23 protein-coding genes and 1 pseudogene are annotated in these 24725 nt (G+C 62.0%); 12 read left to right on the plus strand and 12 right to left on the minus strand.

Going from position 1 to position 24725, the window contains the following annotated elements; genetic code table 11:
• The first annotated feature begins 39 nt into the window (after positions 1-39).
• From NKI52_RS13945 to NKI52_RS13970, 6 genes are all read left to right on the plus strand, one after another.
• Complete coding sequence (locus tag NKI52_RS13945; protein ID WP_023674207.1) at positions 40-687, plus strand: HD domain-containing protein; 648 nt, start codon at positions 40-42, stop codon at positions 685-687.
• Positions 688-953: 266 nt separating this feature from the next.
• A complete protein-coding gene (locus NKI52_RS13950) occupies positions 954-1475 on the plus strand; it encodes a carboxymuconolactone decarboxylase family protein (protein WP_023674208.1) in 522 nt (173 codons plus the stop codon).
• 137 nt (positions 1476-1612) lie between these two features.
• Positions 1613-2050, plus strand: a complete 438-nt coding sequence (locus NKI52_RS13955; RefSeq protein WP_031211084.1) for a CBS domain-containing protein — start codon at positions 1613-1615, stop codon at positions 2048-2050.
• A gap of 129 nt (positions 2051-2179) precedes the next feature.
• Positions 2180-2914 (plus strand): sensor histidine kinase, encoded by a 735-nt coding sequence (locus tag NKI52_RS13960; protein WP_352635283.1) that lies wholly within the window; start codon positions 2180-2182, stop codon positions 2912-2914.
• A gap of 54 nt (positions 2915-2968) precedes the next feature.
• Complete coding sequence (locus tag NKI52_RS13965) at positions 2969-3250, plus strand: GNAT family N-acetyltransferase (RefSeq protein ID WP_023674211.1); 282 nt, start codon at positions 2969-2971, stop codon at positions 3248-3250.
• A gap of 41 nt (positions 3251-3291) precedes the next feature.
• Positions 3292-3723 carry a DUF1810 domain-containing protein gene (locus tag NKI52_RS13970; RefSeq protein ID WP_352635281.1) on the plus strand — a complete coding sequence of 144 codons (432 nt, stop codon included), beginning with the start codon at positions 3292-3294 and terminating at the stop codon, positions 3721-3723.
• Between the two features lie 67 nt (positions 3724-3790).
• On the opposite strand, the pseudogene NKI52_RS13975 reads toward NKI52_RS13970, so the two are convergent.
• The 4 genes and pseudogenes from NKI52_RS13975 to petA all read right to left on the minus strand — a co-directional run bounded on the left by NKI52_RS13975 (position 3791) and on the right by petA (position 7905).
• Positions 3791-4517 (minus strand): annotated as a pseudogene (locus NKI52_RS13975) (pirin family protein).
• Between the two features lie 26 nt (positions 4518-4543).
• The gene (locus NKI52_RS13980) at positions 4544-6061 is read right to left on the minus strand and encodes a mechanosensitive ion channel family protein (protein ID WP_352635279.1); all 1518 of its coding nucleotides are present in this window, start codon (positions 6059-6061) and stop codon (positions 4544-4546) included.
• Between the two features lie 23 nt (positions 6062-6084).
• Positions 6085-7380 carry a cytochrome b gene (locus NKI52_RS13985; protein ID WP_023674217.1) on the minus strand — a complete coding sequence of 432 codons (1296 nt, stop codon included), beginning with the start codon at positions 7378-7380 and terminating at the stop codon, positions 6085-6087.
• 15 nt (positions 7381-7395) lie between these two features.
• Entirely contained in the window at positions 7396-7905 is a 510-nt protein-coding gene (gene petA / locus NKI52_RS13990; protein ID WP_023674218.1) for a ubiquinol-cytochrome c reductase iron-sulfur subunit, read from the minus strand.
• 430 nt (positions 7906-8335) lie between these two features.
• Between petA and NKI52_RS13995 the strand changes: the two genes are divergently transcribed.
• Positions 8336-8920, plus strand: a complete 585-nt coding sequence (locus tag NKI52_RS13995) for a glutathione binding-like protein (RefSeq protein ID WP_352635277.1) — start codon at positions 8336-8338, stop codon at positions 8918-8920.
• A 341-nt stretch (positions 8921-9261) separates the two neighbouring features.
• Positions 9262-10326, plus strand: coding sequence for an alpha/beta fold hydrolase (locus NKI52_RS14000; RefSeq protein ID WP_023674221.1), 1065 nt, complete (start codon positions 9262-9264; stop codon positions 10324-10326).
• Between the two features lie 77 nt (positions 10327-10403).
• Here NKI52_RS14000 and guaD read toward each other — a convergent pair whose 3' ends face one another.
• The 8 genes from guaD to add all read right to left on the minus strand — a co-directional run bounded on the left by guaD (position 10404) and on the right by add (position 20078).
• Positions 10404-11771, minus strand: a complete 1368-nt coding sequence (gene guaD / locus NKI52_RS14005) for a guanine deaminase (protein WP_023674222.1) — start codon at positions 11769-11771, stop codon at positions 10404-10406.
• 100 nt (positions 11772-11871) lie between these two features.
• On the minus strand, positions 11872-12735 hold the full coding sequence (locus NKI52_RS14010; protein WP_023674223.1) for an aromatic ring-hydroxylating oxygenase subunit alpha: 864 nt from the start codon (positions 12733-12735) through the stop codon (positions 11872-11874).
• Between the two features lie 23 nt (positions 12736-12758).
• Entirely contained in the window at positions 12759-14159 is a 1401-nt protein-coding gene (locus NKI52_RS14015) for an 8-oxoguanine deaminase (RefSeq protein WP_023674224.1), read from the minus strand.
• A gap of 7 nt (positions 14160-14166) precedes the next feature.
• Entirely contained in the window at positions 14167-15102 is a 936-nt protein-coding gene (locus NKI52_RS14020; RefSeq protein ID WP_023674225.1) for an ABC transporter permease, read from the minus strand.
• 10 nt (positions 15103-15112) lie between these two features.
• Positions 15113-16165: an ABC transporter permease gene (locus NKI52_RS14025; protein WP_352635274.1), complete on the minus strand. Its 1053-nt coding sequence runs from the start codon at positions 16163-16165 to the stop codon at positions 15113-15115.
• A 2-nt stretch (positions 16166-16167) separates the two neighbouring features.
• The gene (locus NKI52_RS14030; RefSeq protein ID WP_051406067.1) at positions 16168-17772 is read right to left on the minus strand and encodes an ABC transporter ATP-binding protein; all 1605 of its coding nucleotides are present in this window, start codon (positions 17770-17772) and stop codon (positions 16168-16170) included.
• Positions 17773-17888: 116 nt separating this feature from the next.
• Positions 17889-19010 carry a BMP family ABC transporter substrate-binding protein gene (locus NKI52_RS14035; protein ID WP_031211089.1) on the minus strand — a complete coding sequence of 374 codons (1122 nt, stop codon included), beginning with the start codon at positions 19008-19010 and terminating at the stop codon, positions 17889-17891.
• Positions 19011-19037: 27 nt separating this feature from the next.
• On the minus strand, positions 19038-20078 hold the full coding sequence (add, locus tag NKI52_RS14040; protein ID WP_352698303.1) for an adenosine deaminase: 1041 nt from the start codon (positions 20076-20078) through the stop codon (positions 19038-19040).
• A gap of 524 nt (positions 20079-20602) precedes the next feature.
• Here add and NKI52_RS14045 point away from each other — a divergent pair.
• Genes NKI52_RS14045 through NKI52_RS14060 form a run of 4 tightly spaced genes read left to right on the plus strand, consistent with a single transcriptional unit; the run spans position 20603 to position 24720 of the window.
• Positions 20603-21328, plus strand: coding sequence for a Rieske 2Fe-2S domain-containing protein (locus tag NKI52_RS14045; RefSeq protein ID WP_352692152.1), 726 nt, complete (start codon positions 20603-20605; stop codon positions 21326-21328).
• A complete protein-coding gene (locus tag NKI52_RS14050) occupies positions 21328-21960 on the plus strand; it encodes a glutathione S-transferase family protein (protein WP_352692151.1) in 633 nt (210 codons plus the stop codon). Before NKI52_RS14045 ends, NKI52_RS14050 begins: the two co-directional genes overlap by 1 nt.
• 36 nt (positions 21961-21996) lie before the next feature.
• Positions 21997-23799: an adenine deaminase gene (locus NKI52_RS14055; RefSeq protein ID WP_352692150.1), complete on the plus strand. Its 1803-nt coding sequence runs from the start codon at positions 21997-21999 to the stop codon at positions 23797-23799.
• Entirely contained in the window at positions 23800-24720 is a 921-nt protein-coding gene (locus NKI52_RS14060; RefSeq protein WP_352698304.1) for a LysR family transcriptional regulator, read from the plus strand.
• Positions 24721-24725: the final 5 nt, after the last annotated feature.

Consider the following 24725-nt stretch of genomic DNA (forward strand, 5'->3'; position numbering starts at 1 on the left):
CGGGACCATCGGGGCGTACGCGAAGGGACGGTCAGTGACATGAATTCGATCGCCATCCGCACACTTGCGGGGATTTTGGTCCCCGATACTCCGCTTGTTGGCCGAGCGATCGAACATGCCCGCGCTCGATGTGAACCCTACCTGTTCAACCACGTGGTCCGATCCTGGCTTTTCGCGGCCCGGATCGGACAGATTCAGAATATCCAGCACGACGCGGAGGTTGTTGCGGTTGCAACCCTGTTGCATGACGTCACGCTCAATGAGGACTTCGCCGGGCCGCGCCGTTTCGAAGTGGAAGGCGCCGATCTTGCCCGCACCTTCGTTCGGGAGGGCGGCTTCGACGAGCGGCGCGCCCAATTGATCTGGGACAGCGTCGCCCTCAACTCGACGCCGTCAATCGGCCTCTACAAGGAGGCTGAGGTGGCGCTTTGCACAGCCGGCATCTGTCTCGATGTCGTCGGCTTGCAATACAGCCTCATTTCGTCAGCCGAGATTGCAAAGATCATCGGTGAGTTTCCACGCCTCCAAATGAAGCGACGGATGACGCGATGCTTTTGCCATATCGCCGAGGTCAGGCCGGAAACCACCTACGACAACTTTGCCCGGGACTTCGGCGAGCGCTTTGTTTCAGGCTACAAGGCGACTTCGGCAGTTGATCTTGTGATGAACGCTCCCTTCGAAGAGTGAACGCAGTTTCGATCCAGGTTCTATCGACACCGGTCGGTTCAGCCTCGCCCTTCAAGTGACCCAAACGCTGTGCGCCCGTCGCATGCCTGCGCCAAAGCGAATTGCCGGGGGCAGCGGTCAGGTGCCAATTTCCACCTCCTATACTTCGGTTTAGGCGCCCCAACCCAATCGAGTGGCAATACATATCATCGGCACGATAGCAACAGTTCGTCTCACCGGTCATCCTTACGCTGCAATGGATCGCAAACACCTCAAGGAGATAAGTAATGAATATTGCAGCGTCACCGGTCGCTCCGAAAGGAAAAGCCGTCGCCCAACGCGCGAGTTATGCGGAGCAGTCGCCGGAACTTCTGAAGAAATTTATTGAATTTCTTGGTGCGACGCGAGAGGGGTCGATCGAAGAACCGATCCGCGACCTTGTTGCAGTCCGAGCCGCGCAGCTGAACGGGTGCACCTTCTGCCTCGATATGCACGTCAAACAGGCGAAGATCCATGGCGAGCGCGAACTGCGCCTTTACCACCTGGCAGCCTGGCGGGATTCGACCTTGTTCGTTCCTCGCGAGCGCGCAGCCTTGGCATGGACGGAAGTCTTGACCAAGCTGCCCGAGCAGGGTGTCCCCGACGAGATCTACGATCGGGTCAGGTCGCAGCTTTCCGAGAAGGAAATTTCCGATCTGACCTTCGTTGTCATGGCGGTCAATTCTTGGAACCGTCTGAACATCGGCTTCAAACCCGTCCCGGGCTCGGGGGATGCGAAGTTTGGCCTGAGCAAAGCAGCACTGAGCTAATCTTTGGAACGGGTCAGAATGGCGCTTGTTTGCGCGCCATTCTGACCGGCCAGGCGAAGGCGCCGAGCTCGGCGACCAACACTGGAACCGATCTCAGCCTCCCGGCCGCGGCCGCGAGGCGCTCTCAGGAGGGCGTCATGCGCATTGACAGTCTGCATCCAGTAATATCGGCCCGTCTCATGGTGATTGATGTCGACGCTCCACTCCGCAGTGCAGCACTCTCACTTTCCAGGCCCGCAATAGGCCTGGTCGTGGTGTGCCACGGCAGTGGGGAGGCGGCAGGCGTGCTGAGCAAGTCCGACCTTGTCCGCCATCTGGCGAATTCAGGGCCAACAGAAGCGCCGATTGCGGCATTGATGAGCACGTCCATCGTGTCCTGTGGTCCCGATGACGACCTTCATTCAGTCTGGCAGACCATGGCCGCGCAAGGCCTTCAGAATGTGCCGGTGCTAGGGGCTGACTCGAAACCGCTAGGCGTCCTCGATATCCGTGATGCGATGAAGGCGCTTTTCAAACAAGAGGAACTGCAGGAACGGCTGCTTGCCAACTACATCAGCGGAATCGGTTATCAATAGAACTTGGTCTATCGTTTGGATATACAGAAGTATGTATCGGAGCCTTCTTAGATATAATGGAAAATAAATGCCGTGAATTATAGCGTATTGAAGCAAATGGGTGTCGACTGAGCCAAGCGGGGGCATGAAATGTTTCGTCCGGACATAAAAGAAGATGTCTTCGACAGCCCGCCCGATGGTTCTGGAAGTAGTATGTCCGTGCAAATGTCGACGGCCGGCATCGTCCATGACCTGGGCAATCTCATTCAGGTCGCGTCGTCGGCGTTGAACCACCTGGCCCGCGATCCGAGCATCCAAGCGGCTCCGGCGCTTGGGCCTGTAATTGCCGGCGCCAAAACGGCTTTGGAACGGGCTGGGGACCTTGTCCGGCAAACCATCAGCCTGGCCCGAGAGAGCCACGCGGAAATCGAATGCACAAACGTAGGTGCTTGCCTGGCTGAGATCGAAACCCTCGTGCGGAGCGCCTTGGATGCCAATTTCGATCTTGAGCTTCGGGTTGGATCCGACCTGCCTTTGGTGAGATGCGACCGCTTTGGATTGCAAAATGCGGTTCTGAATCTTCTGTTCAACGCGCGCGATGCAATGCCTGACGGCGGTTTCATCTCGATCGATGCCGGCTTGGCCTCTGAAAGCTCTACCGCCGGTCAGGTAGATATCCGTGTCGCGGACAACGGTCTCGGGATGACCAGCGAGACGATGGTCTGCGCCTTCGATCCGTTCTTCACCACCAAAAGCGAAGGCCTCGGCGGCGTCGGTTTGCCGATGGTGAAGCGCTTTGTCGAGCAGTCAGGCGGAAGCATCGCTATTCAGAGCACACTTGGGGCAGGCACGACCGTCACTCTGCGGTTGCCTGCGGTGCGATAGCGGCCGGCCAATCTCCCCCCGGTGACAGACGTGACATACAATCGAGAGATAGAGATGGATGCACAAGTCGTTGAAAACGTCCAACAGCACCGTTTCGAGCTGCCGATCGCCGGCGATATGTTTGCGGCGGCCTACTATCGGCTCGAGGGCGGGCAGGTCGCGCTGATACACACCGAAGTCCCGTCGGAATTTTCCGGACAAGGGATCGCGTCGCGATTGGCCCAAGGGACCTTCGAACTGCTCCGCAAAACCGGCCGTAAAGCGATCTTGAAATGTCCCTTCATGAGCCGCTTTTTCGCCAAGCACCCGGACTATGCAGATGTCGTCGACGGCTAGTCAGGGCACCAATGTTGAGGGTTTCCCAAGGATCTATCCAAATGCCTGACGAGTATGATTTGCAGAGGTTCGTCAGCGCACAGGATCCGGTCTACGACGACGCGCTGGCCATTCTACGTCGAGGGATGATGTGCACTCCCTATATGGAGTTCATCTTCCCAAGGTTGGCCACAAGGCGAAGTGGTGCAGCGCCTGAGCCATATGCAATCACATCGCTCGACGAAGCCAGCGCCTATCTGTCATTTCCGATCCTCGGAGGCCGTTATCGGGAATGCGTTGGCACCCTGCAACGGCTCTCCGGCCTAAGCGCTCGCGCTGTCTTCGGTGACGTTGATGCGAAGAAGTTGCACGCGTCCCTGACGCTGTTTTCCGAAGCAAGCAACGACGAGTTCCTGCTCGAGACAATCTTCGACGTCTGGTTCGACGGTTTGCTGGATGAGGAAACGATGAACGATCTCTACTTGATGTCGTAGTGGTCTGCCTGCGCCACCCGGCGTAAAGCTGTCGCGGCGCTGAGGTCACCATCCGCTGCCTTATCCCTCACACGCTGCCATCTGGCAGAGGCATGAGCTCGTGCTCTCCCGGCACGCCGGGGAAGCGGCGTTCGCGCCAATCCGCCTTTGCCTGCTCGATCCGTTCGGCTGAAGAGGAGACGAAGTTCCAATAGATATGACGTGGCTCGGCCAGGGGCTCACCTCCTATCAGCATCAGTCTCGCCGCATGGAAGGCAGGCGCCTGGAGCACAATCTCAGCGCCGGGCGCCAGAGCTACTAATTCGGCCTCATGAAACGTACCGAGCTGGCCGGCAATTCCAACCTCACCGGCGACGATGTGGATCGCACGCTCACGGTGTTCGGGTTTCACCTGGTAGCGCGCACCGCTCGTGAGCACAATTTCGGCATAGACCATGTCGGAGAACGTCCGGTGGCGTGCGCTCGGAATGGACGATGCCCGACCCGGCCGTCATCCAGTTGGCCTCGCCAGGACGGATGGTCTGCACTTTACCCAAATTGTCGCGATGGACGATCTCGCCATCGATCAGGTAGGTCACGGCCGCAATGCCGATATGCGGATGTGGTCCCATATCGAAACCGTGACCTGCGTCGAACATAGTGGGGCCGAAATGGTCGAACAGGATGAAGAGCCGGATCATCAGGCGATTCGAGGACGGCAATACGCGCCTTATCTTCAGTCCGTCCGCAAAATCACGGATAGCCGGCTGGATGAGTGTATCGATGCCTGTGATATCGCTTTGGCGGATGGTCATGGATCTCTGTCCTTCTGCATGCCTTATCAGCCAGGTGCCCGAACGCGCTTGAACGGAGCGGCGCGAAAGACTGTCTGAATGGCTTTGAGGAGCGCGAATTTGGAGCCCGCGTGGTGCTGTCCGGCGATGCCGCTTTCATTAAAAGCCGACACCCTCATCGACAGGGTCGCGGCAAGATCTTCGGCCATTTCGGGCCTGTCGTGCAGCAGCGGCGCAAAGCTTTCCTGGTCTATCTCGTAAACCGTGATGGGGGTCATTGCCCGCAAACTTGACATCTCGCCAATGCCCGCGAGCAAGCCGGTCTCGCCGAAGAAATCGCCAGGTGCAAGCCGGCCGATCTCCTGCAGTTGATCATCGCCCTCGCCAATTTGCCGGACGATGACTCCCGTCCGTACGATCATGAGCGACGGCAGCATCTCTCCCTGTCGTGCGATGATTTCGCCCTTATGGTAGGTGCGAACCGAGGCCGCTTTGGCGAGCGACTCCTGCTCGGTATCCGTTAGCGCCGAGAATACCGGTATGGAATTGATGAGTTCGATCGGGGTGAAGCCTTGGGAGGCCGCCGTCTCGTGGCCCGGCCGGTTGGTCATGGCAATCGAGCCCGAAAATGGCTCCGCCAGCAGCATGCCGGTCGACTTTGAATGGCGATAAATGAGATCGAAGATTTCGTTCCGAGCGGCACTTCGCTGGTCGATACTTGCGACGCGAAAAAACAACTCGATCTCGATAGCTGCGGCATCCAGGCTTCTGATGGTGACCGAAGGCGAAGGCTCCTGGAGGATTGAATTGCAGCTCAGCAAGACAGTGCGCATGAGGTCTACGATGATCGCCGGCGTCTTCGTTGGCACCACCTTGACGGTTACGGCAAGTCCATGGCTCTCGTCCGGACCGCTTAAATTTGTTACCCCGATCTTGGCGAGAAGGCTGTTTGGCAGCGCGACGACATTGTGGGTCGGGGTCAGGAGTTGAGTCGACCGCCAATTGGTCTCGACAACGCGGCCTTCGGTTCCGTCGCCCAGAATGATCCAGTTTCCAAGCACGTAAGGGCGGCCGAGGTTTAGCGCGATCGCCGAAAATACGTCACCAAGCGTATTCTGGAGCGCCAGTCCCAGGATGACGGCAAAGACGCCCGACGTGGCAATGAGCGTTCCGACCGGCACTGCAAAGACAAACGCCAGGATCGACAGGAACATTCCAGCGTAGACGACACCGACCACGACGTCCTGCAGGAGACGTGCCTCGCGCGGCTTTCGCTCAAAGACGAGATAGATACGGACAAATCCGATCAGCGCCCAGGCAAGGTGAACCCACCAGAGCAGCTTGACCGAGCCGATGAGGATCGCTCCTCCGGTTGTCTCGTTGTCTCCTGCGGCCTCGTATGGCACGACGCGCAGGTGGAGAACCATGGCCGACATCGCGAGGAAAAAGCCGAGTTGGACGAGCAGCTTCGCATTGGCGAAGCGTCTGGGGATGAGGGACCAAACGACGATCCCGGCGAGGCCGAGCAACACGAGGTAGACCAGAGGAGAGTTCCACCAGCTCATGAACGATCACCGCGATGCCAAGTTCAATGTTTGGTCTCCGGCCCGGCGATCGGGCCTCTGCCGCTGGCCTTGTCTTTTTCGAGAACTGCTTCGGTGATCGAATTCGGCAGCCGTCGCGGCTTTTCGATCAGCCCGAGCACCGGCATGGCGATGATGAAGAACGCAAAATAGTAAAGCGTCGCCAGTTGGGACATGACGACGTATGCGCCTTCCGCCGGCCGGGAGCCGAGCCAACCGAGAAAGAGAGCATTGGCAACGAACAGCCAGAAGAGCACCCTGTACCAGGGCCGATAGACCGCCGAGCGTACCCTCGAGGTGTCGAGCCACGGCACCAGGAACAGCACCGCGATCGAGCCGAACATCGCGAGCACGCCGCCGAGCTTGGAATCGATGGGCCCGATATTGAAGGTGATGGCCCGCAGGATCGCGTAAAACGGCAGGAAGTACCATTCCGGCACGATGTGGGCCGGCGTCTTCAGCGGATTGGCGATGCTGCTATTGTCGGGATGGCCGAGGTAGTTCGGCAGGTAGAAAACGAAATAGGCGAAGAAGAACAGGAACACGAGGATGCCGAAGGCATCTTTGACGGTGGCATAGGGCGTGAAGTCCACGACATCAGTTTTCGATTTGAACTCGATGCCGGTCGGATTGTTCTGGCCGACGACGTGAAGCGCCCATATGTGCAAGGTCACCACACCCGCAAGCACAAATGGCAGCAGGTAATGCAGCGCAAAGAAGCGGTTCAGCGTCGGATTATCGACCGCGAAGCCGCCGAGCAAAAGCTGCTGGAGCCAGTCGCCGATCAGTGGGACTGCGGTGAAGAAGCTGGTGATGACAGTAGCGCCCCAGAACGACATCTGCCCCCAAGGCAGCACGTAACCCATGAAGGCCGTCGCCATCATCAGCAGGAGATTGGTGCAACCGAGCACCCACAGCAGCTCACGCGGCGCCTTGTACGAACCATAGTAGAGTCCGCGGCAGATGTGGATGTAGACGGCAATGAAGAAGAACGACGCGCCGTTGGAATGGAGATAGCGCAGCAGCCAGCCCGAATTCACGTCGCGCATGATCTGCTCGACCGAGTTGAAGGCCAGCCCCGTATCAGGAGCGTAATGCATCGCCAGCACGATGCCGGTCAGGATCTGTGAAACCAGCATGATCGTGAGAATGCCGCCGAACGTATAGGCGTAGTTCAGGTTGCGCGGGACGGGATAGACGATGAAGCTGTCATAGACCAGCCGCGGCAGCGGCAGGCGGGCGTCGAACCAACGTTCGATTCTGGTTTTGGGCGTATAGGTCGAGTGTTTGTCGCCGCTCATCGAAATGCCCTTGCCTCAGCCGATACGGATCTTGGTGTCGGAAACGAATTGGAACACCGGTACCGCCATGTTCTCGGGTGCCGGCCCCTTCCGGACGCGGCCGGCGGTGTCGTATTGCGAACCATGGCAGGGGCAGAACCAGCCGTCGAAATCGCCTTCCTGACCATGCGGGATGCAGCCGAGATGGGTGCAGACCTGGATCATCACCACCCAGGCTTCCTTGCCCGGCATAGTTCGATTGGCGTCGGTTGCCGGCGCATCGGCCGGCAGATTGGCGTTGCGGGCAATTGGATCCTTGAGCTCGGCGAGACTGACTGCCTGGCCGTCCTTCCTCTCTTTTTCGGTGCGGTTGCGCACGACCACCGGCTTGCCGTGCCAGTCGACGATCAGCGACGTTCCCGGCGTCAGCGAGGAGACGTCGACCTCGATCGCGGCGGGCGCTTCGACGCGCAATGTGTGCTCGGCTGTGGAGGTTTCGGAAAGGTCGGCCATGATGGCGACTCCTATTGTCGGAAGCTGCGTCATCGCGTTGGTGGCAATCGAGCAAAAGCAGACCACGGCTTTCGCGTTTCCAGTCTGCTCGTGCCGCGCGGAATATGCCGGCCGAGGCCGGTGTGAGCCATCGTGCCAACGGCACGTGCGTCCAATACTTTCGTTTAGGATTTCCTGAGCGAAGGACTGGCCGGGCCGGCGATGTTGCCATCATGGAAGGTTCTGGATTCCTCCAGATAACCGTTGGCCGCTGAGCTGGCATACGTCCCAGCATTGCGCACGGCGATCCAGAACTTCACCCCGACCATACCTCGGCATAGGCACGTCTAGCTGTCGGTGTCGTAGTCGTCGTCTCCGCCAAGTGCGAGTTTCTGGAGCGGTTGTCTCGCGTGGCGCGGGGCAGGTTTTTCGCTCGGCGACGACCAATTGCGGGATTCAATCGGGTTTAGAAAAGGGAAAAGCGGTGAAACTCTACTACAGCCCTCTCGCCTGCAGCCTGGCGGACCACATCGCTCTGGAAGAGGCCGGTGTTTCCTTCGAGCGCGAAAGTGTGAACCTCAAGACCAAACGGACAGGCTCCGGGGATGATTTCACAACCGTCACGCGCAAGGGCTATGTTCCAGCCCTCGTGCTGGATAGCGGCGAAACGCTGACGGAAAATATCGCCGTCCTCGACTGGATTGCGTCGCAATACCCGCCACTGGGAGTGGCGGGGCCGTTGGGCCGTACCCGCCTTCTCGAAGCGCTGACCTATGTCTCAACTGAAATACACCGAAGCTTCAAGCCGATGTGGCACCAAAGCAGCGCTGCCGAAAAGGCCAGGGCGAGCGCGACGATTACGAGCCAACTCGAGTTCTTCGCTGACGGGCTCGAGACCGACTATCTGTTCGGCGACAAACCCGGCGTCGCGGATTTTTATCTTTTCGTGATGCTGCTTTGGGCGGCCCGCTTCCACGTCCCTGTTCCCGCGCCTTTGCAAGCCCTTCGCGTCCGAATGGCTGCCCGACCGGCCGTGCGCATCGCAATGGATCGCGAGGGCCTCGTCTGAAGCCGAGGGCGACTTCGAGCATAAGATCAGATGCAACATGTCCTCTCGCCCAAACAGAAGATCAGGAGTCATTCTCATGCTGCCGTTCCTTCGGATGCTACATCCAGCCGCTTCCAAGCGCGGCGACGGCCTAAGTCTCGAATTTCTGAGGAGGGAAATCGAGGAAACGCTTGACCTGACCGGCATTCAATCAGAGTTCGCCGCACTGCCTCCTGGCCGAGTGGTTACAATGGTTGGTCCGCCGCCCGCAGTCACCATCGAAATAGGCAACATTTCCGGTCGGCCGATGAGGCGGGCGGGTCCGGTCGTTCCTGCTTGTTGGTCATTACAGAGGCTTCATCATGAATGCGAGTAAGGGTCCCGAGACGGTCGATCATCGCCGCCGACGCATTGTTGGTGCTGCGGCAGTGACGTTCGCCGCCACCGAACTCGGCTTGAGCGTGCCGGCAAAGGCGGCAGCCGCTAGGACGGTCGAGGCGAGGGCATCTGCTACGCAAACCACGCAGAAATCATTCGGCTCGCTCGGGCAGGTCAATGCCGGAAATCTGAGCGTCGGATATGCGGAGCTGGGGCCCGCCGAAGGTGCCCCAGTGATCCTGCTTCATGGCTGGCCTTATGACATTCACACCTACGCCGATGTCGCTTCCCTGCTTGCCGCAAAGGGGTACCGCGTGATTGTGCCCTACCTGCGCGGCTACGGCACTACGCGCTTCCTGTCGGACGAGACGATGCGCAACGGCCAGCAGTCGGCGCTCGCCGTGGATACGATCGCCCTGATGGATGCGCTGGGGATCGAAAAGGCCACGATCGCCGGCTGCGACTGGGGCGCTCGAACGGCCAATGTCGTTGCCGCGCTCTGGCCTGAGCGTTGCAAGGCGATCGTCTCGGTGAGCGGCTATCTCATAGGAAATCAGCAGGTCGGCATGGTGCCGCTGCCACCGGAGACGGAGCTTCAATGGTGGTATCAGTATTACTTCGCCACGGATCGCGGCCGCGCCGGCTACGAGAAATACACGCGCGATTTCGCCAAACTCATCTGGCAACTCGCTTCGCCGCAGTGGGATTTCGACGATGACATCTTCCAGCGCAGCGCCGCAGCACTGGACAACCCCGATCACGTCAGCATCGTCATTCACAATTACCGCTGGAGGCTCGGGCTGGCACAGGGCGAGCCGGAATATGACGTTCTGGAAAACCGGCTGGCCGAAGCTCCCGTGATCACAGTGCCGACCATTACCCTTGAGGGTGATGCCAATGGCGCACCCCATCCCGACAGCAGTTCCTACGCCAAGAAATTCTCGGGCAGATACACGCACCGGATCATCACCGGCGGTATCGGCCACAACTTGCCTCAAGAAGCCCCGCAAGCCTTTGCCCAGGCTGTTATCGACGTCGGCGAATACTGATCAAAATCCATGACGTGCCCCGACCGTAAGGAATAACACGGGAAGATTCCTGGTTCTCGGCACAGCCTCCCGTCCGCTTAGGCGAGAACAGCTCTCCCGCCGACCCAGACCGACGCGATGTTGGCCCTGGAAGCGGAGTAGACGATCTTCTGAAGGATGCCGTCGCCGTCGTCGAGTTCGTCCCACAGGTGAATTGTGCCTCTGGGCGCGGCGGTGTCGACCAGGATCGCATCGAAATGGTAGCCAGGCGAGAATCGCCCCACAGGCAAGCCGAGTGCCGCGCCACCGCCTGCCGTCGCCAGGTGGAAGGACTCGCGAAAGTCGACGCGTGCTGTTCCGGCCGTGCCGCGCGTCTCGGCCGCTAGCGCCGGGTCGGTGCCGGTTTCCAGCATGCGCGACGACATGACCGTCGCGCGCATCGCATCGAACATCGAGGCGCTCGGTCCCCCGGAAATGTCGGTGCCGAGCCCGACCTTGACACCCTTCTCGAGGGCCGCCCTCAACGGGAACACGGCGCCTGCGAAGTAGGCGTTGGAGACGGCGCAGTGCGCCACGGCCGCCTTGCGCACGCGGATCGTCTCCATGTCGGCAAGCGTAATGAAATTGGCGTGCGCGAGCACGCTGCCGGCGCGCAGCAGGCCAAAGCGATCAAGGCTAGACGTGTCGCTGATCCCGTGGCGCTGCAGCACGTAGCCATGCGCCCAGTCGCTCTCCGAGCAATGCGTCTGCACATGGCAGCCGCATTCCTGCGCAAGCGTGCCGAGCCCTTCGAGGGCGGCGTCGGTACAGGAGGGGATGAAGCGCGGCGTAATGACCGGCTTTACCCGTCCCGTGGCATTGTCTGGATGCCCATGCACGTAGTCGATCAGAGCGCGCGTGCCATCGATGGCCTCGTCCGCCGAGGTATCGCGATAATAGGCCGGGCACTCATCGGGATTGTCCATCGCCACTTTGCCGACCAGCGCACGTTGCCCGCGTTCGAGGCAAATGTCGACGAGCAGCCTTGTCGCGTCCTGGTGGATGGTTGCGAAGTAGAGCGCTGTGGTCGTGCCGTTAGCGATCAGGTCGTCGACCAGCAGGCCGTAGCTGCGCCGCGCGAAGGCGAGATCGGCGTAGCGCGCCTCCAGGGGAAACGTGTGTTTGTGGAGCCAGGCCTCGAGCGGCACGTCCAGAGCCCGGCCGAGCTGCGGATATTGTGGCGCGTGCACGTGAAGATCGACGAAGCCGGGCAGCAGATAACTCTGCGCCGGCAAGGTCGCCAGCGAACCGGTTCGGCGCGCGGCCTCCAGCGCCTCGTCATAGCCGGCATCATGCGGATGCAGCACCGAGGCGATGATGCCTGATTGATCGATTGCGATCAGGGCATGGCGCAACTCTTCCACGAGCCCGCGCTCCGGAGCGTGAAAGCCGCTGGCCAGAAGCGTCTTGCCGCTCAGGTCGCTCACCTGTCCTCCGCCGAAGAACAGCTACGCACTGCCGTCGCGAAGCGCCAGAGCGCGATTGCCCGTCCGTCGATGCCGATGACAATAGCGGAAGGGCTGCCGCTCATGCGGCTTGCGCCGTCGTGCCGTAGGTGATGCCCTTCTCCTTCAGCCAGCGGCGATAGGCGATCGACGAGCCGTCGGCCCGCGTCGGGATTTCCGCGCGCGGCTCGAGCGGCAAAAGAAGTGGCCGTTGGTTCTCCAGGATGATGCGGTCCTGCAGGAAGATAAGCTGCTGGAACTGCACAAGTTCGGTCGTGGTCGATACGTCGTCGATCAGGAACATGACGGGGTGCGCGCGGCAGCGGTCCGGATCGAGGGGCTGCACGAACAGACAGATCACGTCCCACCGGGTAGCCGCGTTGGGGCAGGTCTTGTAGAGCATCACCGCGAAAGGATTGGCGACCCGGTACATGTATTGGGTCATGATGCCGCCGGTCGCCGAGAGTGCCGCCTGCGGCTGGAAGAATTCGCAGTTGGTCGCCCACACCTCATCCACGTCGCGGCGGATTTCGGTTGTGTAATGCCGCACTTCCGTGTGCGGCTCGGCGCCCAATATGTCGGTATGGACGAAGGGGAAATGCGCCATGTCGAGGAAATTCTCGACGATGCGCAGGCCGGACGCCTTTACCGCGATCGCTCCGCAAACGACAGGCCGGCGATCGTCCTCATAGGCCTCCGGGATCGACAGCACATCGCCGGCCGGCATGCCGAGCGTGATCCATAGATAGCCGTAGCGTTCCCTGGCCGGGACTTGGCTGCCGTCGCCGGCACGCGACACATTGACCGCGCCTGCCGTATCGCGGGCTACCAACAGATCGATGCCCAGAAGCCGGTTCGCCATCGTGCCGACCGGAATCTCGTTCAGCGCGTCAATGCAATACCATTGATCGAGGGCCGCCTGCTCCGCAGCTCGCTTAATGGTCATTGTTGCGTCCTTCCTGTGCTATCTCACTGCCGATAGATGCGGTCCATCACAGCCCGGTGGTCGGCCATCGCCGCCTCGACATCGAAAGAGGCGAAGTCACCTCTCGCGATAATCTGCCGGCCGTTGATGTAGGAATAGTCGACCTTGAAGGGTCCGCAAAGCACCAGCGCGGCGAGCGGGTCGCGCTCGGTGCCGGAAAGGCCGAGTTGGCTGCGTTTGACCGCGATGAAGTCGGCGCACATGCCGGGCGCGAGATGGCCGATGTCATTGCGACCGAGCAGGGCAGCGCCGCCGCGCGTCGCCATTTCGAGGGCCTCGCGCGCGGACAGCGCCGTCGGCGTGCCGCCGAAACCGCCGCGGCCGCCGGGCTTTTCGGAGAGGTAGTGGTGCGGCGCGACACGCTGAAGCATCAGCGCCAGCCGCGCTTCCATGAACAGGTTCGACGTGTCGTTCGAGGCCGAGCCGTCGACGCCAAGGCCGACCTTCACGCCCTTGTCGAGCATCTCGCGGATCTTCGCGATGCCCTGGCCGCAGCGCATGTTAGCCGACGGGCAATGGGCGACCCCGGTGCCGGTTTCGGCGAAGCGGTCGATCTCGTCGCTGGTCATGAAAATCGAGTGGGCGAACCAGACGTCGTCACCGAGCCAGCCGACGGATTCGGCGAACTCGACCGGCCGCTTGCCATAGATTTCGAGGCAGTACTTCTCCTCGAAAAGCTCTTCGGCAAGGTGCGAATGCAGGTTCACGCCCTTGTGGCTGCGCGCCAGCGATGCCGCATCGCGCATCAACTCCGGAGTCACCGAGAACGGCGAGCAAGGAGCCAGGATGATTCGGCTCATCGAATGTCGCGACGCGTCGTGATAGCTGCCGATCAGCCGTTCGGCATCCTTCAGGATATCCTCTTCCTTTTCGACGCAGCGATCCGGCGGCAAGCCGCCCTGGCTTTCGCCGCGCGACATGGCTCCACGCGCAGCGTGGAAACGCAGACCGATATCGCGGGCCGCACCGATCGTCGCGTCGAGCGTGCAATTGTTGGGCAAGATGTAGAGGTGATCGGAGCTGGTCGTGCAGCCCGAATGGATGAGCTCGGCCATCGCTACGCGCGCCGAGACGCCTATGGCATCGTCGTCGAGCTCGGCCCAGATCGGATAGAGCGTCTTCAGCCAGACAAGCAGCTCGTCGTTCTGAGCCATCACACGGGTGAGATTCTGGTACATATGATGATGCGTGTTCACCATGCCCGGCATGACCACATGGCCCGATAGGTCGAGCACCTCGTCGGCACTGGAGGCACTGAGTTCCGCGGTGGTGCCGACCGCTTCGATGACGTTGTCGTCGATCAACAAGGCGCCGTCGGAAATCTCGCGGCGCGTACCATCGAAGGTGGCGAGCAGATCGATGTTCTTGACAAGCAGGCGGGGCATGATGGTCTCAACGCATGTCGCGGAAATAGGGTTCGCCGAGAGCAGCCGGCGCGGCCATTACCCGGCGCATGCGCTGCCAGGCAAGCACCGGCACGATGATCAGGGCGATCGTGCCGAGATAGGGCAGCATCGACAGGATCGGCGCCGCGATCGGCCAGTTGCGTGCTTGGCCGACGAAGCCGAGAGAGGTGATGAGACCGAACAGCAGAGCGGCCAGCACGGCGTTGAGGGGCCGGTAGCCTGCGAAGATGACGAGAGAGACGGCAATCCAGCCGCGGCCGGCCACGACGCCTTCCGACCAGGAGGGCACGAAGGCAAGCGTGAGGTAAGCGCCGGCGCCGGCCGCCAGCGCCGAGCCCGCGGCGACATACCAGAAGCGGATGCTTTGCACCGAAATGCCGGCGGCGTCGGCTGCCGCGGGGTTTTCGCCCACCGCGCGCATGTTCAGCCCGTGGCGCGTGCGGAACATGATGTAGTGCAGCACAACCGGCAGGACGATGTAGATCAGGTAGACAAGGATGTTCTGCGTGAAGATCGCGCGACCGAGCAGCGGGATGTCGCTAAGATAGGGAATAGCGATCGGCGCGAAGGTCGCCGGCGCCGGCATGCCGGAATAGGCGCGACCGATCGTTGCGGCCATGCCGGTGCCCATCAGCGTCAGCGCCAGGCCGCACAACACCTGGTTCGCTTTGACGACGACGGTGCCAAGAGCGAAGACGCAGCCAACGAGGAAACCGACGGCAAGCGCAAGGACGAAGCCGAGCATAGGGTGCGGCGTGGCGACGACGACCGCGATGCCAGTGATTGCACCGAGCGCCATAAGCCCTTCGACGCCGAGATTGACGACACCGGCGCGCTCGGAGAGCGTCTCGCCCAGCGCCGCCAGCGCCAGCACGCCGCCGGCGAGAATGGAGGTCTGGATCAGTCCGGCGATCATGTCCATGGGTGTTTCCTCAGCTCGCGACCGGTTCGGTCCGCGTGATGCGGTAGTGAGCGAGTTCGTTGCCGATCGCCGTGAAGAACAGGATCAGTCCGGTGATGGCGAGCACGGCCGATACGGTGATGCCTTGCGTTTGCAGGATGATGCCCGAATTCAGGATGACGCCCATCAAAGCCGCGCCTGCGAGCACGCCAAGTGAGGAACCGCGCGCCAGCACCGCGACCATGATGCCGAGATAGCCGAAATTGTTGGAGATGCCGCCCTGCAGGCGATGCACCGTGCCAGCTACTTCCAGCATACCGGCGATGCCGGCGATCGCTCCCGACATCAGCAGGACGACGATCAGGCGGCGGCGGAACGGCATGCCCGCATAAAGCGCCGCGCTCGGGTTCGACCCAGCGACCCGCACCTCGTAGCCCCAGCGCGTGTAGTTGAGCAGTCCTGCGATGACAAAAGTGAGCAGGATCGCCAGCGGGAAACCGTAGTGCACGATACCCCAGAATTCAGGCACGTCATGCGGCAGACGTGCGGTGGTCGCGAGCGCATGGCCGCTCGGGTCGAGCCATGGTCCGGTGGCGACGTAATAGACCATCAGCGTCGCCACGAAATTCAGAAGCAGGGTGGTGATGAGTTCGCTGACATCGGCGTAGGCGCGCGCCAGCGTCGGCACCAGTATCCAGAGCAGCCCGCCGAGCGCGCCAGCGGTGAACATAACAGGCAGGATCAGCCAGGTCGGGCCGGGAATGAACAGCGCGACCGCCGTGGCGCTGAAGGCGCCGGCATAGAATTGGCCCTCCGCGCCGATGTTCCAGGCGCCGATTCTCAGCGCTACCCAGACCGACAGGCCGGTCAGGATCAGGGGAGTGACCAGAAGTCCGACGTCTTCCAGCCCGAAGCTCGAGCCAAAAGTCGAGCTGAGCACCTCCCAGGCGAGTTCGACGGGAGCATTGCCGCGAGCGGCCAGAACCAGGCCGGCGACCCCCAGCGCCAGCACGATCGCCAGGGCACGTGCCGCAAAGGCAACGGAGGGCTGCGCGGATGGAACGCGCTGAAACTTGATCGCCAAGGTCAGTGCTTCCCGGCAGCGGCCTGGGCGCCAGCACTGGACCGCATCTGCCCGCCCATCATCAGGCCGATTTCCTCGATGTCGGTGGAGGCAGTCTCCACCGCGCCCATGATCTTGCCATGGAACATCACGGCGATGCGATCCGACAGGTTGAACAGCTCTTCCAGCTCCTCGGAAATGAAGAGCACACCGACGCCGGCATCGCGCAATTCGACGAGGTAGTGCATCATCGTGTTGATCGCTCCGACATCGAGGCCGCGGCTCGGATAGGCGGCGATCAGAACCTTGCTTGCGATGCGCATCTCGCGGCGTGCGACGAGGCGCTGCTGATTACCGCCGGAAAGGTTGCGCATGGGCATTCCGAAATCGGGCACCGCAACGGATGCCGCTTCGGCGATCGTGCGTGCGAGAGCAGCCGCAAGGCGCGGTCGGAACACGAAGCCTTTTGAAACAGGCGCCGTCGCATATTCGCGGATTATGGCGTTGTCGGTGATTGAAAGCGCCGGCGCCAGGCCGCTGTGCAGCCGGTCTTCGGGAATGTGGCCGACGCCGAACTTCGCGTAATCGACCGCGCCGGCGGTCGTGACGTCCTTTCCGCCGAGCAGTATCTGGCCGGAATGGATCAGCCGTAAGCCGGTGACGGCCTGGGTCAGCTCCTTCTGGCCGTTGCCGGCCACACCGGCGATGCCGACAATCTCGCCGGCATGGATGTCGAGCGAAACCTCGTCGAGAAGGATGCCGCCCACGTCGTCACGCGCGACGACAGATTTGAGGCTGAGCACCGGCTCGGCGGAGATGCCGGCCGCGCCTGGCTGCCTGGCACGCAGATTGCTAAGCACGATCTCACGGCCAACCATCAGGCGCGCCAGCATCTTCTCGCCGCAGTCCGCAGTCTTTTCGGTGGCCACCTTGCGGCCGCCGCGCAGCACGGTGATGCGGTCGGATATCTCCAGCACCTCGTCGAGCTTGTGGCTGATGAAGACCACCGCATTGCCCCGGGACACGAACTGCTTGAGCGCCTTGAAGAGCTCGCGCGCTTCCGCCGGAGTAAGCACTGCAGTCGGCTCGTCGAGGATCAGAACGCGAGCGTTGCGCGCGAGCACGCGTAGGATTTCCACGCGCTGCTGCTCGCCGGTCGAAAGATCGGCGACGCGCGCGGATGGCCGTACCGCGAGGTTCAGCTTCTCGGCCAGTGCGGCAGTCCGCGCCTCGAGCACCGACGAGCCAATACGCTTGGGCGTTTCGGACCAGCCGAGATGAATATTCTCGGCGACCGTGAAGGCGGTCACCAGCTTGAAATGCTGGTGGACCATACCAATACCGGCGGAGATCGCATCGACTGGAGATGCGAAACGTTTGGCATAGCCGTCGACGACGATCTCACCGGCATCCGGCTGATAGATGCCGGTGAGGATGTTCATCAAGGTCGACTTGCCGGCGCCATTCTCGCCGAGCAAGGCGTGGATCTCCCCCGGCATCACGTCCAGGTCGACATCCTGGTTGGCAACGACGCCGGGGAAATATTTGCTGATGCCCTTGAGCAGCACGAGCGGCGGCGCGCCGGAGCCAGGCTCGTAACGCCCCGGGGAGGTGGACGGCACCTCCATGCCGCCGTAGCGGTGCTCACTCGAAGCATGATGAACTGGAACAAAATCATTCATCCCGCTTAGCTCTTTGCCTTCTGCCCGCATAGTCTATCCGAAAACTCTGCAATCTTTCGGGATCACGCTTGGAGGCCGCTGACGCCTTCGATCGACCAATCCCAGTTGTAGAGTTCCTCTTCGGTCATGCGATGGCCGGCAGCCACCTTGACGTTGCCCTTGGTGTCCTTGATCTCGCCCTCGAACGGGCTCCAGCCGCCGAGAATCTTGTCGCGCACGGCATCGGCCTGCTTTGCGACCTCGGTGGGCACCGTCTCGCCCCAGGCATCGCGGTCGATACCGCCGCCCATCGGCAGGATGGTCTGCGAGGGCGTCCACTTGCCTTCGAGGCGCAGGCGCACCTGGTCGACATAGAATTTCTTGAAGTCGATGGCGATCGAGGAGACGTAGGCCTTCGGCCCATAGCGGCGGATGTCGGTATTCCACATCACGGCCTTCGCGCCGCGCTGCTCGGCCACCTGCAGATAGCCTGCTTCGTCCATGATGCCGAACAGAAGGTCGGCGCCGTTGTCGATGAGTGCGGTGCCGGCCTGGGTGGCAGCCTGCGGATCGAACCACGAATTGATGACGATGGTCTGCATCGTGGCGTTGGGATTGACCGAACGGGCGCCCATCAGGAAGGCATTGGTGCCGGAAAAGACCGACGGAACAGGGAAGGAGGCGACGTAGCCGAGCTTGCCGCTCTTGCTCATCAGGCCCGCGGCGACACCGGTGACGTAGGTCGGGTACCAATGGGCGAGATAGTAGGTCGAGAGATTTTCGAGCGGGTTGCGGCCATCGCATTCATAGAAGGCGACGTCCGGCGAACGCTTGGCCACGTCGTAGAGGAAGTCGCCATAGTTGGAGGTGGCAAACACCATGTTGGCACCTTCCGAGACGAACTGGCGGAAGGTGCGGGTCGCGTCGGCCGAATAGGGGATGCTTTCGACGAACAGCGTCTTCAGCTTCGGGAACGCTTCCTGCACGGCCTTCATGCCCTGGTCGTGGCTCCAGGTCCAGCCTTCATCGGTCACCGGACCGGTGTGGCCGAAGGCGATGACCGCGTTTTCCTCGGCGACGGCGGCGAGCGGCGTCTGTGCATGGGCGGGCGTGATAAGGCCGGATTTCGGCAGGAGCAGCGAGGCGCCGGCTGCGGCGCCCATGTTGAGGAAGCCTCGGCGGGAGAGATTGCGCAGGTCGATCATGCTTCGGTCCTTTGTTCCGTGTCGTGTTCAGTTCGGGAGAGACAGTTCGGTTTCCATGAGGCGGTCGATTTCTGCCGACCAGTCGGCCAGCCATGCCTGCTTGATGTCGTCGTCGAGCCATGCTGCGGACAGGCCAGCCAGCGCGATCCGCTTCAGTGCCGGCGGCCCGAGCGCAAAATTTTCGGCGATCAGCGCGTATTCGCGGTCGAGTGTCGTGGCGAACATTGGCGGGTCGTCGGTGTGGATGGTGACGTTCAGCCCCGCCTCCATCATGCGGCGGATGGCATGGTCGGGTGCCGCGAGATCGCGCCATACCGTGGTCGTCAGCGTGGTGCTGGGGCAGCAGGTGAAGACGATGCCCATCTCCCTGCACCGCTCCATCAGAGCCGGGTCGTCGACGACGTGGTAACCGTGGTCGACCCGCCTCAAGCCGAGAATGTCGATGGTGTCGCGGACATATTCCGCCGGGCCGTCCTCGCCCGCGTGGTTGGTGACATTGAGCCCCGCCGCTCGCGCCCGCTCGACGATGCCCGCAAACATGGGCGGCGGGTTCGGGCGTTCGTCGTAATCGAAGCCGATGCCGATCACCTCTGCCGGGCGCTCTGCCAGAACCATGTCCAGGAAGCGCTCGCCACCTTCCGCGCCGAGCGGCTTCGCATGGGCCGGTATCAGTTTCGCAACGAGGCCGTAGCGCTCCTTCGCACGGCGAAAGCCGTCGAGTATGCCTTCGAGCATGGTCGAATAGGCCACGCCATGGGCAAGATGCGCATGCGGGCTGAAGAACAGCTCGACATAACGCGCGCCCGCCTTGGCGCAGCGCTCCAGCGCCTCGAAAGTGACACGCGAGAAATCGTCCACGGTTTTGATCGAGGCGCAGACGAGATCGTAGACCTTGAGGAAGTCCAGCAGGTTGCCGTAGCTGTAGAGTTCCGACGTCGGCTTGCCGTCCGGCAGCGGCACGGAGTGCAGCGCAGCCAGTTCGGCAAATGTCGCGGCGGACACCGCGCCTTCGAGATGCAGGTGCAGCTCGGCCTTCGGCATGGACTGAATGAAACTTGACAACGACATCGACGCTCACCCGCCGGACACGGCGATCTTGTGCCGCGACCTGTTTTCATAAGCGACGGGGCTATCCGCTGAGTTGTTCGATAATCGCGGCTTTTTGCGACCGTCCCATCGCCATATATGCAACAGATGTCAGGGAAGTGGGACTTGCACAAGCCCCAAAATGATGCCTAACTAGACACATTCTAAAACTGCCCATTTATTGTGCATATCGGGAGAATTGTAGGCATGGAGGGGCTATGGGAAGCGCAACGCCCGGCACCTCCGACGCAAACCACACGCTTGTGCTTCGTTGGGCAACTCGTGTCGTCGAGCTTTGGCGAGTTCGCTGACAGGCGCGCCGCGCGGCTCAGCCTCGAGCTGCTGGTGCAGGAGGCCGCGGACGATCGTTTTGTCGTCCATGTTTCGGGTCAGCCCGATCTCATCGATGCCTTCGAGATGGCGTGCAGTCTCGGCCCGATCGACTGTCTGGTGACGGACTGCGAACGAGCCGAAATATCAGGATACTCCAGAGGGAAAGACGCAGGATGACGATGCAGGCCGGATGGCACCCAGTGGCGCTTTCAGTATCGGTCGAGCCGGGAACTTCAGCAGGAACCCGCCTTGCCGGAAACGAACTGGTGGTGTGGCGGGACAATAATGGCGCGGCGCATGTGTGGGAGGACCGCTGCCCGCATCGCGGCATGAAGCTGAGCTTCGGTTTCGTGCGCGGCGACCACATTGCGTGCCTCTATCATGGCTGGCAGTACGATACCGCCGGCCAATGCCGCTACATTCCGGCACACCCGGATCTCAGGGTGCCGCAGTCCATCACCGCGTCTGTCTACAGCACGGTCGAGGCAGCCGGCATGATCTGGACGGCGCTGGACCAGTCGGCCGCCTTGCCCGAACTACCTGCCTTGCCGCAAGAGGAGGTGCCGGTCCGCAGCCTGTATCTCGACAGTTCGGCGGGAGCGGTGATGGAGGTGGTGAAGACCATGCCGCCCACGCCTTTCTCCGGAGGTCCCGTTGTCGCCAATCTGGCGGCGTTGGGCGAAACACTATTCAGCCTGACGGTCGGCGAGGACACGCTGCTTCTCGGCCTGCAGGACCTGTCCGGCGGACGGTCTGCCTTGCATGTGGTGATCGACGGGCCGGCAGCCAGATATGCGGGCAGGGGGCAGGCGCACTTCCTCGCCTGGACGGCCGAACTGCGTTACCATTTCGAGCTCGAACGTGCCGCCGGCGCGACCTCAATGACGCAGGCCGCATGATGGCCGGGATCACGCTCTACAACTACGAGCTGGACGAAAGCTGCTACAAGGTGCGGCTGGCACTTTCCATGCTTGGCCTGGAATGGGAGACCGTCGCCGTCGATGCATTTCCGGGGGCGGAGCACAAAACCCCGCCGTTCCTGGCCATGAGCCCCGCGGGCAGCCTGCCTATACTGCGCGATGGCGAGATGACGATGTTCGGCGCCGAGTCGATCATCGTCCATCTGGCGCGCGGCCACGACGCCACGGCGGCGTGGCTGCCGGCGGATGGTGCGAACTTCGCCAGGGTGATGCAGTGGCTCTTCTTCGCGGCAGGCGACCTGAGCGTCGCCAGCGCCGCGCGCCGCGGCGCCATGTTCGGCGCCGGCGGCGATGAGGCGGCTCTGCGTGCCGGCGCCATGCACGCGCTCCGCGCCATGGACGACCACATGACCGCGCGCGGCTTCGAGAAAAAGGAGTGGTTCGCTGCCGACGGGCCGACGATCGCCGACATCGCGCTTTTTCCCGCCTTTGCGCTGAGCCGCGATTTTGGCGTCGACCACGACGAATACCCCGCCCTGCGGCGCTGGACGCGTCGCTTCCGCGCGCTGCCCGGCTTCATGACGATGCCGGGCATTCCCGACTATCATTGACGTCCAACATTCAACGAGGACGAGGCTAGGAACAGAATGACCTCTCTCACGCGCTTTTCCGTCCAGCCGCTCTCGTCCATGACCCGACGACTGGCCGATGTCGCTTCCGGGCGGACCGATCCCGATCTTGTCATTGCCGGCGCGCGCGTGTTGTCGACCTATTCGGAGCGCATTCTTCCAGGTCGCGAGATTTGGCTGTCGGGAGGGCGGATCGCCGCTGTGAAGCCGGCCGGCACGTATACGGGCGGCAGCGCCCGGATATACGACGTCAGGGGCGGCATCGTCGCGCCAGGCCTGGTCGATCCGCATATCCACATCGAATCCTCGATGGTGACGGCCTGCGCCTATGCCGAAGCGGCGCTGCTCAACGGCACCACGACCATCTTCTGCGACAGCCATGAGATCGGCAACGTCATGGACGTTGCAGGCGTCGAGGCGATGCTGGAGGACGCGCGCCTGGCGCCATTGTCCATTTTCCTGACCGTGCCGAGCACCGTCCCGGCGACATCGCCGTTGCTGGAAACGGCCGGTGGCGACCTGACGGCCGAGAAGATCGGCGCATTGTTTGACAAATGGCCGGAAGCAGTGGCGCTCGGGGAGAAGATGGACTTCGTGCCAGTGACCATGGGCGACGAACGCAGCCATGCCATTCTTGCTGCGGCGCTGAAACGCGGCCGCCCGGTGTCGGGCCACGTCTATGGACGCGAATTTGTATCAGCCTATGCCGCGTCCGGCGTCACCGACACGCATGAGGCGATCGACCGCGAGATCGCCGACGACATGCTCGAGGCCGGCATCTGGCTGTTCCTGCGCGGCGGCCCGCCAACGACACCGTGGCACAGCCTGCCGCAAGCGATCAAGACGATCACGGAGCTCGGAGCCTCGCACAAGCGCATCGCGGTCTGCACCGACGACCGCGATGCCGACGACCTGATGCTCTTCGGCTTGGACTGGGTGACACGCGAGGCGATGAAGGCCGGCATGACGCCGGAGCAGGCTTGGTCGATGGGCTCGCTGCATGGCGCGACGCGCTTCGGCATGGAAGGCGAAATCGGAGGCCTCGGTGGTGGCCGCCGTGCCGACCTGGTGCTGCTCGACGACGGCTTCGATCCCGTCAGCACGTGGTACGGCGGCGAACTCGTCGTCGATGACGGCAAGATCACGCCGCTGCTCGACCAGGCCCTCTCGACCCGCTACCGCTATCCGGACACGGCCTACCACACAGTGAAGCTGCCGAAGCAGATCAAGCTAACGCCGGACCTGCCAACCGGCAAGGTGGTGGCGCATACCATCCGCACCGAACTGCCGGGGATCACGCTCGGCCACCAGAAGATCACGCTCGATCCGGCCAACGACTGGCAGAACCATTTCGACCGCCACGGCCTGTGCTTCGTCACTGTGGTCGAGCGCCATGGCAAGTCGGACGGCAACGTCGCTTACGGGCTGCTCAGCAATTTCACGCTGCGACGCGGCGCCGTCGCATCGTCTGTTGGTCACGACAGCCACAACATCATCATCGCCGGCCTCAACGAGGCCGACATGCAGGTGGCGCTGCGGGCGATCGAGGAAACACAAGGCGGCGTCTGTGTCGTCGTCGACGGCAAAGTGACTGCCATGGTTGAACTGCCGATCGCCGGCCTTTTGTCCGACAAGCGCGTCACTGAGGTCGCGGAGGAGGTGAAGATCCTCAAACGGGAATGGGAGGCGGCCGGCTGCTGCATTCCCTATATGGGCTTCAACCTCATCCCGCTCTCGGTCATCCCCGAAATCCGTATCACCGACAAAGGTCTCGTGCTGGTGCCGGAAATGGAGATCGTCCCCGCCTTCGAGGCCGCCTGAGTGGATCCCTTCCGGCTTGGGCTGGTCTCACCGCGCATCCATTATTTCCAAATGGTCGCGCGGCTGGGCTCGGTGCGCCAGACCGCGCAGGCGCTCAACGTGGCGCCATCCTCCATCAGCCGCGTCATCAAGGGTCTGGAGGACGAACTGGGCACGCCGCTCTTCGAACGCGTGCGCCAGCGACTGAAACTGACCAGCGCAGGCGAGCTTCTGCTCTACCACGCGCGTCAGAGCATCACCGAGTTGGCGCGCGCCTCGTCCGAGATCAATGATCTCAGTGGCCTCAACCGCGGCTCGTTGTCCGTGGCAATCGTGGAGAGCGCGGCGCGCGGGCTGGTGCCGAACGCGCTGAAGGAATTCTGGAAGCGCCATCCGCGGATATCGGTCGATGTGCATGTCGCCGGGTCGCAGCGGGCCTGCGATGCGGTTGCCGACGGCGAATGCGATCTGGCGCTTGCTTTCGACGTGCGCGTGCCGCGCAACGTGCGCAAGATCGCGAGCACGCCTCTGCCGCTGGGCGTCGTCGCTCATCCGGACAGCCGCCTTGCCGGCCGCAAGGAAGTGAAGCTGTTCGATCTTGCCGGCGAACAGGTCATCGTCTCGGACAACAGCCTTGCTTTGGGCATTTCGATCGACGATGCGATCGGGCGCTCCATGATCGACATCACGCGACGGTCGCGGACCAACTCGATCGGACTGATGACCGAGATGGTGCGCCTCAACCTCGGCGTGGTGCTTTGCACCAAGCTCGGCATCGAACCGGAAGTGGCTGACGGATCGCTCGTTTTCGTGCCGTTGCGCGATTCGCGCATGAACCCGCACCGACTGATGCTGCTCGCCCGACTTGAACGCGAAATGTCGGATGCGGCCTCCGCATTCGCGGCGCTACTGGCCCACATGGTCGAGGCACTGCATGATTAGTTGTT

Source organism: Mesorhizobium sp. M0590 (assembly GCF_040320905.1).
GTDB lineage: Bacteria > Pseudomonadota > Alphaproteobacteria > Rhizobiales > Rhizobiaceae > Mesorhizobium.